This window comes from Streptomyces sp. NPDC001922 (assembly GCF_042891165.1).
Lineage (GTDB): Bacteria > Actinomycetota > Actinomycetes > Streptomycetales > Streptomycetaceae > Streptomyces.
The window spans coordinates 87,924-102,716 of record NZ_JBIASV010000015.1 but is presented as its reverse complement, the minus strand read 5'-3'; the positions used below and the strand labels follow the sequence as shown (position 1 = coordinate 102,716).

Here is a 14,793-nt window from a genome sequence, read left to right as displayed (position 1 = left end):
ACCCGAACTCGACTCCGCCACCGCTCCACCCGGCACCATCAGGGAAGGAAATCGTGCACGACGATCCGGAACCCCTGTCCTTCGGCCAGGAACGGCTGTGGTACCTGGAGCAGATCGCCCCGGGCAACCGTGTCCACCACCTCTCCTCCGCCACCCGCATCGACGGACCGCTGGACACCGGCCGTCTCGAAGCAGCCCTCCACCGGTGCGCCGGCCGGCACCGGCTGCTCCGCACCGGCTTCGCCGCCCACGACGGCGGGCCCCGGGCAGCGGCGCACCCCGCGCGCCGGGCCCGCCTCCCCCTCACCGTCGCCGACCTGCGGGAAGCCGGGCCCGGCACGGCACGTCGAACGGCGCCGGACGAACGCGTCCGGCGAGCCGTCGACGAGGAGGCCGCGCGCCCCTTCCTCCTCGACCGGCCGCCGCTGCTCCGGGCCGCCCTGTGGCGCACCGGTGGGAGTCAGCACGTACTGCAGCTCACCGCGCACCGCATCATCGCCGACCGTGCCACCCTCACCCTGCTGGAACACGAACTCGCCCGCACCTGCCGGCTGCCGGACGCAGCCCTGCCGGAGCCCGTGCCGTACGCCCGCCGGGCCGCCGCGGAACGCCGCTCGCCGGCCGATGCCCTCGCCGCGTGGGAGCGCCGGCTGACGGGTCTGCAGCCGCTCGACCTCCCCACCGACCGGGCCCGGCCACAGAGCCGCAGCCACCGGGGCGCCAGTCACCGGATACGGATCGAGCCCCGGCTCGCCGAGCGCCTCCGGGACCTCGGCCGCGAGACGGACACCGGCCTGGGCACCGTTCTCACCGCGGCGTTCACCGTGCTGCTCGGCCGCTGGGCCGGTCAGGACGACGTGACCGTGGGCACCACCGTCGACCGGCGTGCCTCCCGCACCGCACGGGACGCCCTCGGCCCCTATGACGACCTGCTCGTGCTGCGGACCGACGTGTCCGGGCGGCCCGCCTTCCGGGAGGCCGTCCGCCGGACCGCACGGGCCCGGGCCGAGGCGGAACGGCTCGGGGACGTCCCGTTCGGCCGGCTGGCCGGACGGCAGGCCGCCGAACGGGACCTGAGCCGGCACCCCCTCTGCCAGGCCGTGCTCGACCTCTCCGGCACGCACGGCACGGCAGGGACGGGGTTCACCGCGGACGGCCTCACCACCTGCCCGTTCCCGGTGGCCGACAACACCGCGCCCTACGACCTGCTCTGCACCGTCAGCGGCGAGCACACCGTCAGCGGAGCCTCCGCCGGCGGCGAGCGCACCGGCGGCGCGAACGGCGTCACCGGCGAGGAGACCGTCACCGGCCGGGAAGCCGTCATGCGCCCGGTCACCGTGACCGGCCCGGACGCGGAACCGCACACCGAAGCGCACACCGAACCGGTCACCGTCACCGGCGAAGGCACGCACGGCGGGCCCACCGGCGCCGGTGCCCGGGAGCCCGGCCTGACCGCGGAGTTCCGGTACGCCACGGACCTGTGGCAGCCGGAGTCGGTCGCGCGGATGGCCGAGGCATGGCACACCCTGCTCACCGCCATGGCCGCCGAGCCGGATCGCCGCACCGGGGACGTCCCGCTCCTGTCGCCCGGGGACCGTGCCCGTATCGAGGGCTGGAACGCGACCGAACGCGACCTGCCCGCACCGGCGACCGTCGACGGCCTCTTCCGCCTCCGGGCCGCCCGGGCCCCGGACAGTCCGGCGCTGATCGACCGCACCGGGCGGTGGACGTACGCCGAGCTGGACCGGAGGTCCACCCGGATCGCCCGGGCGCTGATCGCCGCCGGTGTCCGGCCGGACACCCCGGTCGGGCTGTTTCTGGAGCGCTCCGCCGACCTGGTGGCGGGCATGCTGGGGGTGCTCAAGGCGGGCGGCGCCCACCACGTCCTCGACCCGGGACACCCCGAGGAACGGCTGCGGTTCCTGACACAGGACGTACGCAGCGGCGCCGTGCTGACCCGCGGCGACCCGCCCGGGTGGCTGCGCGCGAGTGGCGTGCCCGTCGTCCGGCTCGCCGACACCGAGACGTACGGCACCGAGCCCCTGGAGCCGCGGAGCGACCCCGACTCGCTCGTGTGCGTCGTCCACACCTCCGGCTCGACCGGACCGCCCAAGGGCGTGGGGGTACCGCACCGGGCCGTCGTCCGGCTCGTCACCCGGACCGACTACGTCTCGATCCGGCCCGACGACACCGTGCTGCACCTCGGCGACCCCGCATTCGACATCACCGCCTTCGAGGTGTGGGGCGCGCTGTGCAACGGCGCCCGAGTCGCCGTCCTACCCGGCGACGAACCGCTCGGCCCCGAGGAAGTCGTCGCCGCGCTGCGGGACTTCGAGCCGAGTGTCATGTCGTTGACCGGCACCCTGTTCAACCGGGTGGTGGACATCGACCCCACGGTCTTCGCCGGCCTGCGGGACCTCTTCGTGGTCGGGGAGGTGATGGACCCGCACCGCACCCGCCGGGTGCTGCGGAGCGGCGGACCACCCGACCGTCTGCACAACGGCTACGGCCCCAGTGAGAACACCACCTTCTCCACCACCCACCGGGCGGACCTGCTCCCGGACGACGCACCGGCCGTGCCCATCGGCTCGGCGATCACCAATACGACCCTGCATGTGCTGGATCCGGAGCTGCGGCCGGTGCCGCCGGGAGTGACCGGCGAGCTGTACGTCGGTGGCGCCGGACTCGCCCGGGGCTATCTGGGCCGGCCCGGCGCGACGGCGGAACGTTTCCTGCCGGACCCGTTCGCCGCCCGGCCCGGCAGCCGGATGTACCGCACGGGAGACCTGGTCCGGCGACGGCCCGACGGGACGCTGGACTTCCTCGGCCGCGCCGACCAGCAGATGAAGATCCGCGGCTACCGGATCGAGCCGGGCGAGATCGAGGCAGCCCTGCTGGACGACCCGGACGTCCGAGAATGCACGGTGCGGCCCGTGGAGGTCGGTGACGACCGGCGGCTCGCCGCGTACCTCGTACCGGCGCCCGGCCGTACCCCGTCCACCGCCCGGCTGCTGGGACGACTGCGCCGCAGCCTGCCGCCCCAGTCGTTGCCCAACCATGTGGTGCTGCTCGACGCACTGCCCACCACCTCCAGCGGCAAGCTCGACGTCCGGGCGCTGCCGCCGGTCGGGGCCGGGGCGGAGCCGCTGGGCGAGGCCGGGCCCGTGCCGCCCGGCAGCGCGCTGGAGCGGGAGCTGTGGACCCTCTGGGCCGAGGTGCTGGACGTGCGCGGCTTCGGCGTGCACGACAGTTTCTTCCTCATCGGCGGGCACTCGCTGCTCGCCTCCGGGCTGATGACCGCCGTCCGCGAGAGATTCGGTGTCGCACTGCCGCTGCGGACACTGTTCGACACCCCCACGATCGCCGGACTCGCGGCCGAGATCGAACGGAGCCGATGGACCGGGCGCGGGACGCCCACCGAGGAACAGAACGAACTGGATGATCTGGTGGCCGAGTTGGAGCGCCGCTCCGATGCCCGGAGCACCGGCGGACGAGCGGGGGGAACCGCGCGATGAACGCGATGCACAGCACCGGAACCGATCACCCGGCCGCCGGTCGGGACATGGCCGACGACCCGACCCTGCGCCGGATCGACGCCCTGCCGGCCGACCGGCGCGCTCTGGTGCGGCAGCGGCTGTGGGAGCGGGGCCGGCCCACCGGCCTTCCGGCACTCGACGACACCGGCGAGGCACCGGCCTCCTTCACTCAGCGCCGCATGGCCTTCCTGCACGAACTCGACCCGGACGGCCCCGCCTACAACAGCCCCGCCGCCTGCCGGCTCACCGGGGACCTGGACCACCGGGCGCTCGAGGACGCCCTGAACGACCTCCTGCAGCGGCAGGCCGCGCTGCGCACCGTCCTGCCGAACCGCGAGGGACGGACCGTCCAGCGCGTGCTGCCGCACCTGCACCGCCCGCTCCCCGTCACCGATCTGACCGGGCTGTCGCCGGAAGCGGGCCTCGCCGAGGCCGAGCGGCTCGGGCGGGAGGACGCCGCGGCACCGTTCGACCTCCGGACGGGCCCGCTGCTGCGCTTCCGGCTGCTCCGGCTCGCCGACCGGGACGCGATCCTGCTGCTCACCTTCCACCACGCGGTCGTCGACGGCTGGTCGCTGAGTGTCATCACCCGGGAACTGGGGGCGGCCTACGCCGCCCGGCTCGACGGGCGCCCTGCCGACCTGCCCGAACTCACCGTGGAGTACGCCGAGTACGCCCGCTGGCAGCAGGACTGGGCCGACGGGCCCGAAGCGCGGCACCAACTGGACCACTGGGAGCGGCGCCTGGCAGGCGCCCCCGACCCGATGCCGCTTCCCGCCGACCGCCCACGGCCGGAGGCCCCCGGCCACCGGGCCACGTCCACCACTTTCACCCTGCCGCGCGAGCTGCGCGACGGCCTCGAACGGCTCGCGGGGGAGAACGGCGCGACGCTCTTCATGGTGCTGCTCGCCGCCTTCCAGATCGTCCTCGCCCGCTACGGAGGCCAGGGCGACGTCGTCGTCGGCACCCCCGTGGCGAACCGCCGCTACCGCGGCTTCCACGACCTCGTCGGGTTCTTCGCCAACTCGGTCGCCCTGCGCTCCCACGTCCGGCCCGGCCTGCGGTTCACCGATTTCCTCGCCGAGGTGCGGACCACCTGCCTGGAGGCCTACGAGAACCAGGACGTCCCGCTGGACCTCGTCGCGCAGCGACTGCACCCGGACCGCCGGCCCGGGCGCAACCCGCTGTACCAGGTCAACTTCACGCTCCACAACACCCCGGAACCGGTCACCGGGATGCCCGGGGTCACCGTCACCCCGCTGGACCTCGACCACGACGGCGCCCGGTTCGACCTGGACCTGAACATCTGGGAGACCGCGGACGGTCTGGACTGCCGCCTGATCCACGCCGACGATCTGTTCGACCCGGCCACCGGAGAGCGGATCGCCCGTTCGCTGCGCCTCCTCGCCGCGGCGGCCTGCGCCGACCCCACCGCCGACGTGACCGCCCTGCCGCTGCTCACCGAGGACGAGGCGGACCGGCTGCTGCACCACGGGAATCCGGCCGGCACCTCCCGCCCGGACCTCCCGCGGGTGGAGGCGCTCGTCGCCGAACGGGCGGCCGCGACGCCCGCCGCGGTCGCCGTGTCCGCGCCCGGCCGCCCCGATCTGACCTACCGTGACCTCGACCGCCGGGCCAACGCCCTGGCCCACCGGCTCACCGCGCTCGGCGCGGGCCCGGGGTCGGTGGTCGGCGTACTGCTGCCGCGGACCCCGGACGCGGTGATCACGCTGCTGGGAGTGCTGAAGAGCGGCGCCGCCTATGTGGTGCTCGACCCGGCGCACCCGGCCGCCCGGCTGGAGTATCTGCTGCGGGACAGCGGAGCGGCACTGCTGGTCAGCGATCCGGCGCTGTCCGGGCCGGCGGAACGGGCGGGCATCCCGGCCATCAGGCCCGACGGCGCACCGTGCACCGGGACCGCCGCGCCGGTCGCGGATGCCGAAGCGGCCGCCCCGCCGGCCACCGACGCCGGTCCCGACGACCTCATGTACCTGATGTACACCTCGGGATCGACCGGCGGGCCCAAGGGCGCCATGCTCTCCCACCGCCAGGTCGCCAACTACCTCCTGTGGGCGGCGGAGACCTTCGGCGCGGGTGGTGACGGCGGCGTGCCCGTGCACTCCTCGCTCGCCTTCGACCTGACGGTGACCAGCCTGTTCGCCCCGCTGATCAGCGGTGGCCGGCTGGTCTTCCTCGACGAGGACGGCGCCCCGGGCGAGGCCCTCACCGCCTGCGCCGGGTCCGCCGAGGGCCTCGACTTCGTGAAGCTCACCCCGTCGCATCTGCGCTTGCTGGCGGACTCCGGCGCCCCAGGCCGGTCACCGGCCTGGGCCCGCACCCTCGTCGTCGGCGGCGAGGAACTGCGCGAGGAACTCCTCGCACCCTGGCGCCGGGGACCGTCGCCGGTGCGGATCATCAACGAGTACGGGCCCACGGAGACGGCCGTCGCCTGCGCCGCCCACGAGAGCACCGTCCCGTCCGGAGGGTTCGGGCGGGTCCCCATCGGCGCTCCGGTGCGCAACGTCCGGCTCCATGTCCTGGACGAGGGAATGCGGCCGGTCCCCGTCGGCGCCCCGGGCGAGCTGTACGTCGGCGGGGCCGGGGTCTGCCACGGCTACTGGAACCGCCCCGGGCGGACGGCGGAATGCTTCGTCCCCGATCCCTTCGGCAACGAGCCGGGCGCCCGCCTGTACCGGACCGGGGACCGGGTCCGCCGGCTGGCCGACGGCAGCCTGGAATACCTGGGCCGGTTCGACGACCAGCTGAAGATCAGGGGGCACCGGGTGGAGCCCGGCGAGGTCGCCGCCGCCCTGACCGACGACCCCGAAGTCCGGGAGGCCGCCGTCGCCGTCGACGCCCGCACGCCCGGCGCGGAACGGCTGGTCGCCTTCGTCAGCCCGCACGTCACCGGGGCCGGCGCGGACCCGGAGGCCGAGCAGGACCGGATCGACCGCTGGCGGACCCTCTACGACACCACCTACGGCGCCCCGGACCGGACGACCGACCCGTCCTTCGCACTGGTCGGCTGGGACAGCAGCTACACCGGCCGGCCCATCGACCCGGCCGGTATGCGGGAGTGGCTGGACGGCACGACCGGACGGATCCTCCGCCTGCGGCCCCGCCGCGTCCTGGAGATCGGCTGCGGCACGGGCCTGATCCTCTCCCGGGTCGCCCCGCACTGCGACCACTACCTCGGCGCCGATCTGTCCTCGGAGGTCGTCGACCATCTGCGGGAGACCGCCGACGGCGAACTCCGGGACAGGGTGCGGCTGCTGGCTGCGCCCGCGCACCGGTCGGTGCCCGAGGGCGAGACGTTCGACACCGTCGTCCTCAACTCCGTCGTCCAGTACTTCCCCTCACTGGACTACCTCTTCACCGTTCTCGGACAGGCACTGGACGCCGTCACACCCGGCGGGCACGTGTTCATCGGCGATGTGCGCAACCTGGCTCTGCTGGAGGCGTTCCACACCTCGGTGCGGGCCCACCGCTCCGCTCCGGGGACACCCGACGCCGTCCTGCGGGCGGAGATCCGGCGGCACCTCGAGACCGAGAACGAACTCTGCCTGGACCCGCGGCTCTTTCGCGATCTGCCGGCCCGCTGGGACCGCGTCACCGGCGTCCGGGTGCTCCCCAAGCGCGGACGGTCCGACAACGAACTGACCCGCTACCGCTACGACGTCGTCATCGAGGTCGAGGGGGAGCGGGTCCCGGACGAGCCGCGGTGGCGCGAGTGGCCCGCGGAGGCCCGGGACCTCACCGCCCTCGAAACCCTGCTGGCCGACGAGCGGCCCGAGCAGGTCGCGCTGCGCGGGGTGCCGCACGCCCGGCTCGCCGCCGATCTGCGGCTGATGCACCGGCTCGCCGGAACCGGAGCACCTGCCGGAGCCCCGGCGTCTGCCGGAACGACAGCCACCGATGGCTCCGGACCGGACCTGCGGACCGGGAGCGGAATCCCGACCCCGGCCGGAGCCGATGCCACCCCCGGCAGCGGCCCCGCCACCGGCCCCGCGCCCGGCAGCGGCCCGTACACCGACGACCGGGAGACCGACGGCGCGGCGGCCGTGCCCGATCCCGAGGCCTTCTGGGAGCTCGGCGACCGCCACCCCTACGAGGTGGAGCTGAGCTGGGCGGAGGGCCGCCCCGACGGCTCCTTCGACGTCGTCCTGCACCGGAAGGGAGCCGTGGCGCCCGGCACCCCGGAGGGGACCCGCACCACCTCCGGTGCTCCGGCCCGGAGCACCGGCCCCGCCGCTGCCGTGCCCTGGAGCCGGTACGCCAACGAGCCGCTGTGGCATCCGGCAGCCCTCGCCCTGCTGCCGGACATCGAATCGCGGCTGCGCGAGCGGCTGCCGGACCCCATGATGCCGTCCCGCATCCTGCCGCTGCGTCGCATACCGCTCACCACCAACGGCAAGGTCGACCGCGCCGCCCTCGCCGCCCTGCTGGAGATGCCCGAGGACCCGGCCCGGGACGAGGGCGGCAGCGGGGACGGCGCGCACGAGGAACTCACCCCAACCGAACGGCGTATGGCCGCCGTGTGGAGCGAACTCCTGGGCCGCGACGGCATCCGGGCCTCCGACGACTTCTTCGACCTCGGCGGCCACTCCCTCCTCACCTTCCGGCTGGTCTTCCGGCTGCGCGAGGAGTTCGGGGTGGAAGTGCCCGTCCGGGCGCCGTTCGACGCCTCCACACTCGGCGCGCTGGCCGCCCTCGTCGACGCTCTGACGACCGAGAAGGAGACCCCGCAGCTCCCGCCGCTGGTCCCGGTGGAACGGACCGGCCCGGTCCCCGCCTCGTTCGCCCAGGAACGCCTCTGGTTCCTGCACCAGCTCGACCCCGGCACCTCCCAGTACAACTTCCCGGTCTTCCTGCGGCTGACCGGTGAACTCGACACCGGGCTGCTGCGGCGCGCCCTGGAGGAGATCGTGCGCCGGCACGAGGTGCTCCGCACCGTGATCGTCGCCGAGGACGGACGCGCCTTCCAGTCGGTCCGGCCACCGGGCCCGCTGCCGCTGCCGCTGACCGACCTCACCGGACACCCCGAGGACGACAGGGAGGCGGAGGCGGCACGGCTCGCCCGGGAGCAGTACCGGGAACCCTTCGACCCGGGCGCCGGACCCGTCCTCCGGACATCCCTCCTCCGCCTCGCGGACAGCGACCACGTCCTGCTGCTGACCACACATCACCTCAGCATGGACGGTTGGTCGGCCGGTCTCCTCCTCGACGAACTCGCCGAGCTCTACCGCGCCCTCCGCGAGGACCGCCCCCACCGGCTGCCCGACCTGCCGGTCCAGTACGCCGACTTCGCCGTCTGGCAGCGCGGACTGGCCGAGGCCGGCCACTACGACCGGCTCGCCGACCACTGGCTGCGCCGCCTCGACGGCATCCTGGACCTGCCCGGACTGCCACTGGACCGGCCGCGCCCGGCGGCCCCCGCACACCGGGGCAGGGGCCTGTGGTTCCGGATTCCGGCCGGGACGGCGGACCGGATCCGGACGCTGTGCCGGGAGGAGGACAGCACGCTGTTCATGGCCCTGCTCACCGCCCTCTACGCGACGATGAGCCGTCGGACCGGGGAGACCGACCTGGTCGTCGGCTCCGATGTGGCCAACCGGTCGGACACCCGCTCCGAAGGGCTGATCGGCTTCTTCGTCAATCAGATCGTGCTCCGCGCCGACGTCGGCGGCGACCCGACCTGGCGGGAACTGCTGCGCCGGACCCGAGCGCTCGCCCTGGACGCCTACGCCCATCAGGACCTGCCGTTCGAAGAGGTCGTGAAGGCCGTGAGTCCGCCCCGGACCCGTAACCAGAGCCCCCTCTTCCAGATCAAGTTCGTCCTCAACAACACCCCGGGGGGTGCGTCCGGAATCCCCGGCCTGACCGTCCGTCCCTTCACCGTCGACCTCATCGACACCAGCCGCTTCGACATCACCCTCGTCCTGGAGGACGACGCGGCGGACCCGGGCGGTCTGGCCGGCCATCTCAACTACGACGCCGACCTGTTCGACGCCGGCACCGTGGAGCAGCTGCGCGACCAGTACCTGGCCCTGGTCGCCGCCATGGCGGCCGATCCCGGGACCGGCTTCGGCCGGGTTCCGCTCCCGGCTCCCGCCGCCGGCACCGGCGCCCGCGGCCGCCCGCGGCTCCGGAGCGGGCCCGGCTCCCTCCGCCGGACCGCCCCCACCAAGGTCACCCTGACGCCCGGCGACGCCGTCGTCCGGGAGCCGCTGCGGGACGGGGCCGGCCTGCCGATGGTGGTCCGTCCGGCCCGCGACGACGTGGACCTGACCGGCTGGGCCGCCGCCCACCGGGCGGAGCTCGACGCCGACCTCCACCGCCACGGCGTGCTGCTGTTCCGCGGGTTCGGTGTGACCGGACCGGAGGAACTGGAAGGCTTCGCCTCGGCCCTCACGGACGACCTCTTCGGGGAGAACGGCGAACACCCGCGCGCCGCACTCGGCGGCAACGTGTACACCCCGGTCTTCTTCCCGCCCGAGGAGAAGCTGCTCTGGCACAACGAGAACTCCTTCAACGACGAGGGACCCGCCCGCATCTGGTTCTGCTGCCGTCGCCCCGCCGCCTCGGGCGGTGAGACACCGGTGGTCGACAGCCGCGTCGTCCACCGGCGGATCGATCCGGAGCTGCGCGAGGAGTTCACCCGGAAGCAGGTGATGTACATCCGCACGTACGGCACCGGGCTGGGACTCGACTGGCGGGAGGTGTTCCGCACCGACAGCCGGGCGGAGGTGGAATCCCGCTGCGCCCGGCAGGGCATCGGCTTCACCTGGCAGGGCGACCGGCTGCGGACCACGGCCGTCCGCCCCGCCGTCGTCCGCCACCCGGTGACCGGCGAGTGGTCCTGGTTCAACCAGGCCCAGCACTGGCACACCGCCTGCCTCGGGGCGGACGTACGCGCCTCGCTGCTGTCCACCGTGGCGCCGGACGAGCTGCCCCGCGACTGCCGCTTCGGCGACGGCACCCCGATCCCCGACGACGCCATGGCCCGGATCTGCGATGTCTATCAGGACCTGGAGGTCGCCTTCCCGTGGCAGCGCGGCGATGTGATGCTGCTGGACAACATCCTCACCGCACACGCCCGCAACCCGTTCCGCGGCGACCGTGAACTGCTCGTCGCCATGGGTGACATGGTGAGGTTCCGGTGACCGCCCCGGTGGAGGGGTACCGGCTGTCGTTCCAGCAGCAGTCGCTGTGGCGGCCCGGCGGCCCCGCCGCACCGGGCCTCCGGTCCCAGGTGCTCGTCACGGTCGACGGAGATCTCGACCGGGGCCGGCTGACGGCCGCGCTGGAGACGGTCGTCGCCCGGCACGAGATCCTCCGTTCGACCTACTGGCAGGTGCCCGGGGTCCGCACCGCCCTGCTCGTCGTGCACGACGCGGCGGGCCTGCGCCCCCACGCGACGGAGACGGACCTCCGGGACATGGACGAGGAGACACAGCGGCACCGGATCCGGGCAACGGCCCGGGCGCAGTGGGCCCTGCCGTACGGGGAGTCCGGCGGACCGGTGGTGCGCACGGTGCTCCTCCGCCTCGGCCCCCGGCGGCATGCCCTGCTCCTCACCACGACGGCACTCGCCGCCGACAGCCGCACCCTGCATCTGCTGGCCGATGAACTCGCCGACGCCTACGCGGGGCGGCCGGCCGTCCCGGGCGCCCCCCTCCAGTACACCCAGTACGCCGAGTGGCAGCACCAGGTCGCCGAGGAGAGCGGTACGGCAGCGCCGACCACGGCTGCGACGGACCGCGGCGCGGGACCGCCCGAACTGCCCTTCCCGCTGGGCCGCTCCCGCCGCGGCGCCGCCCGGCCGGAGCGGAACACCGTCACGCTGCCGCTCCCGGACGCCACCGTCGCGGCGGTGCACGCCTGCGCCGCATGGCGCGGCATCCGGCCGGACGCAGTGCTGCTCGCCTGCTGGCAGGCCCTGGCGGCAAGGGTCACGGGGGAGACCGGGTTCACCGTCGGCACCGAACTGACCGGACGCGACCACGAGGAGACGACCGACGGCCTCGGACCCTACGCGCGGTGGACCGGAATCCGCGCCCGACTGGGCGGCGACCCGGCACTGGACACCCTCGCCGCCCGCGCCGAACGCGCCCTGACCGATGCCGAGAAGACTCCGGAGTCCGCCGCCGACGCCGGTACCGACGGACGGGACGGGTGGGACGTCTCCTTCGCCTGCCGGCCGCAGCCGCGGCCCGGGACGGCCGACGGCATCACCTTCACCGTCGCCCGCGCCGACGTCACGGACGACGGCGCCTCGCTGCAACTGGAGTGCCTGCTCGGGCCGTCGGGGGCGCTGGCCCGCTGGCACCACCGGCCGGACCGGTTCGACGAGGCCTATGTGCGCTGCCTCGCCCAGCAGTACACCACCCTGCTCGACGGGCTCCTCACCGACCCGGCTGCCCCGGTGAGCACGGTCGGGCTGCTCGATCCGGGCACCCGGGACCGGCTGCTGCGCCGAGCCGCGGGCCCGGTCACCCCCGCGGACGGTGACGGCCCGGACAGCCGGGTGCTCCACCGGCTCGTCGAACAGCAGGCCGCCCGCACCCCGGACGCCGTCGCCGTCCGGGCCCCGAACGGCACACTCACCTACCGCGAACTGACCGCCCGGGCGGACCGGTGGGCCCGGGTGCTGCGTGCCCGCGGCACCGGCCCCGGAACGCGGGTGGCGGTCGCCGCCGGACACGACGCGCACTTGCTCGTGGGACTGCTCGCGGTGCTCACCACCGGCGCCTGCTACGTCCCCCTCGACCCCGGCCTCCCGCCCCGTCGCGCCCGCGACCTGCTGGACCGGGCCGGCTGCCGGATCCTCCTCACCGCAGGCGAACCCGGGCCGACGCACGGCGCCCTCGGCCCCGGGGTCGAGCACCTCGATCTCGCCGCCCCCGGAACGGAGCCGGCGGCTGACGACGGTCCGCGGCCACACGCCCCGGTGCATCCGGAACATCTCGCCTACATCATGTTCACCTCCGGCTCCACCGGGACGCCCAAGGGCGTGATGGTCCCGCACCGGGCCATCTGTCACTACCTGCGGTGGGCCGCCCGCACCTATTCCGGCGACGGGGGCGACGGCGCGCTGGCGCACTCGTCGATCGCCTTCGACCTGACGGTCACCAGTCTGTTCCTGCCGTTGGTCACCGGGCGGACGGTCCATCTCGACCCGGCCTGGCGCGACACCCTCGCCCTCTCCGCGGAGCTCGGCCGCCGTTCCGGCCTCGACCTTGTGAAACTGACGCCGTCCCATCTCCAGGTCGTCAATCACGCCCTCACACCGGAGGACATGCCCGGCACCGCGCGGAACCTCGTCATCGGGGGAGAGGCCCTCATCGGGGAGGCGGTCCGTCCTTGGCTCACCCATGCGCCCGGCACCCGCGTCGTCAACGAGTACGGACCGACCGAAGCCGCCGTCGGCTGTTGCGCGTACGAGCTGGGTCCGGACGACGTGCATGGCCCCGTCCCCATCGGCCGGCCGGCCGATGGCACCGAGATCCACGTGCTGGACGAGTCGCTCGAACCGGTCGCGACCGGCGTCCCGGGCGAGCTGTGCATCGGCGGGGACGGGCTGGCCCTCGGCTACCTGGACAACCCGGCCGCCACCGCCGAACGCTTCGTACCGCACCCCTTCTCGACGGAGCCCGGCCGTCGCCTCTACCGCACCGGCGACCTCGCCTGCCACGGCCCCGACGGCCTGCTGCACTGGCTCGGACGCGCGGACGACCAGGTCAAGATCCGCGGTGTCCGGGTGGAGCCCGAGGAGATCCGGACGGCCCTGCTCGAACACCCCGCCGTACGGGACGTGGCCGTCGTCAAGGCCACGGACGACGACCGCGGCGACCATCTGGCCGCCCATGTGGTCGTCGGCCCGGGGCCCGACACGTCCCCGGAGCGCCTCCGGGCGTTCCTCGCCGAGCGTCTCCCCGCGCACCTCGTCCCGGATACCTGGAACCGGCTGACGGCCATTCCCCTCACCGCGAACGGCAAGGTCGACCGGTCCGCGCTGCCGGCCGCGGCCTCCGCCGGCCGGCCGGGCGACGCCTCCGGCGCGCCGGGCGAGTCCCCGGACCGGCCGGGGGACCCGGTGGAACGGGCGATCGCCGAGATCTTCACCGATCTCCTCGGCGCCGGACCCGTGCGACCGGCGGACGACTTCTTCGACCTCGGCGGTCACTCCCTGCTCGCGGTCCGCCTGATGGCCCGGGTCAACGCCGCGTTCCGCTCCGGGATTCCGGTGTCCGCGCTGTTCTCCGAACCCCGGCCCGGTCACTCCGGCAGCCCGGCCACCCCCGCCCATCTGGCCCGTCTGGTCAAGGAGGGAACCGTACTGCGCCCCGAGGACAGCCTGGTCCCGCTGCGCTCCCGCGGTGACGGCACCCCGCTGTTCTGCATCCATCCGGCGGGCGGCGACATCGCCGGCTACCGTGATCTGGCCGCTGCCGACGGCGCGTTGCGCCGGCCCCTGTACGCCCTCCAGGCGCCGGTGACGAAGAGCGGGGAACCCGACCGGAGCATCGGCCGGCTGGCCTCCCACTACCTCGCGGCGATCCGTTCGGTGCAACCGGCCGGACCGTACCTGCTGCTCGGCTGGTCCATGGGAGGCGTCGTCGCCTTCGAAATGGCCCGGCTCCTCGCGGACCGGGGCGAGCGGACGGCCATGCTCGTCCTCGTGGAGAGCTACCTCGCCGGCCAGGTACCCGATGAGGACGAGGACGTCGTCCGGGCCCGGTTCGCCGAACAGCTCCTCCACCCGGGAGGCGACCTCACCGCGCTCCAGGACAGCGAACGGACCGAACTCGACCGTCGGCTCCGCGCCAACCGGGCGCACGTGCGGGCGGTCCGCGCGTACCGCCCGGAGGGACGCCACCCGGGACCGGTCACCCTGGTGCAGGCGGCCGAGCAGGACCCGGAACTGCGCCGGGCGGCGGTCGCGGCCTGGCGCGAGGTGTGCGACCCGGTGGGGCCGCACGTGGTGGCGGGCGGACACTTCACCCTGCTGCGGCCGCCGTCGGTGGACACGCTCGGCCGGCTCATCGAGGACGCCGTGACGCGAGGAACGGACGCGCCCTCCCGGGAGCGTGCGGTGCCCGGGTCCTGAGCCGGCCCGGAGGTTCGCTCGGTGCGGCCGAGGGCGCGGGACCGGAGCACCGCCTCCGGAAGCGGCTGTGCCGAGCTCCCGCCCCGTCCCCGCGGTCCGGTCCGAGAACACCGGCACCGGGCTCCGGAACGTGCCCCGCCCTGCCCG

3 protein-coding genes are annotated in these 14,793 nt (G+C 74.5%); all 3 read left to right on the top strand.

Translation table 11 applies throughout. The annotated features are described in order from the left end of the window. Window positions 1-53: 53 nt before the first annotated feature. Genes ACFYYR_RS26385 through ACFYYR_RS26375 form a run of 3 tightly spaced genes read left to right on the top strand, consistent with a single transcriptional unit; the run spans window position 54 to window position 14,646 of the window. Window positions 54-3,515, top strand: coding sequence for an amino acid adenylation domain-containing protein (locus ACFYYR_RS26385; RefSeq protein WP_388858414.1), 3,462 nt, complete (start codon window positions 54-56; stop codon window positions 3,513-3,515). Then, a complete protein-coding gene (locus tag ACFYYR_RS26380; RefSeq protein WP_388858411.1) occupies window positions 3,512-10,699 on the top strand; it encodes an amino acid adenylation domain-containing protein in 7,188 nt (2,395 codons plus the stop codon). The genes ACFYYR_RS26385 and ACFYYR_RS26380 overlap by 4 nt, the downstream gene beginning before the upstream one ends. Beyond that, window positions 10,696-14,646: an amino acid adenylation domain-containing protein gene (locus tag ACFYYR_RS26375; RefSeq protein WP_388858408.1), complete on the top strand. Its 3,951-nt coding sequence runs from the start codon at window positions 10,696-10,698 to the stop codon at window positions 14,644-14,646. Before ACFYYR_RS26380 ends, ACFYYR_RS26375 begins: the two co-directional genes overlap by 4 nt. Window positions 14,647-14,793: the final 147 nt, after the last annotated feature.

Bases quoted from the DNA above. Each gene is read 5' to 3' on its own strand.
- ACFYYR_RS26380 (WP_388858411.1), top strand. From the start codon at position 3,512: ATGAACGCGATGCACAGCACCGGAACCGATCACCCGGCCGCCGGTCGG.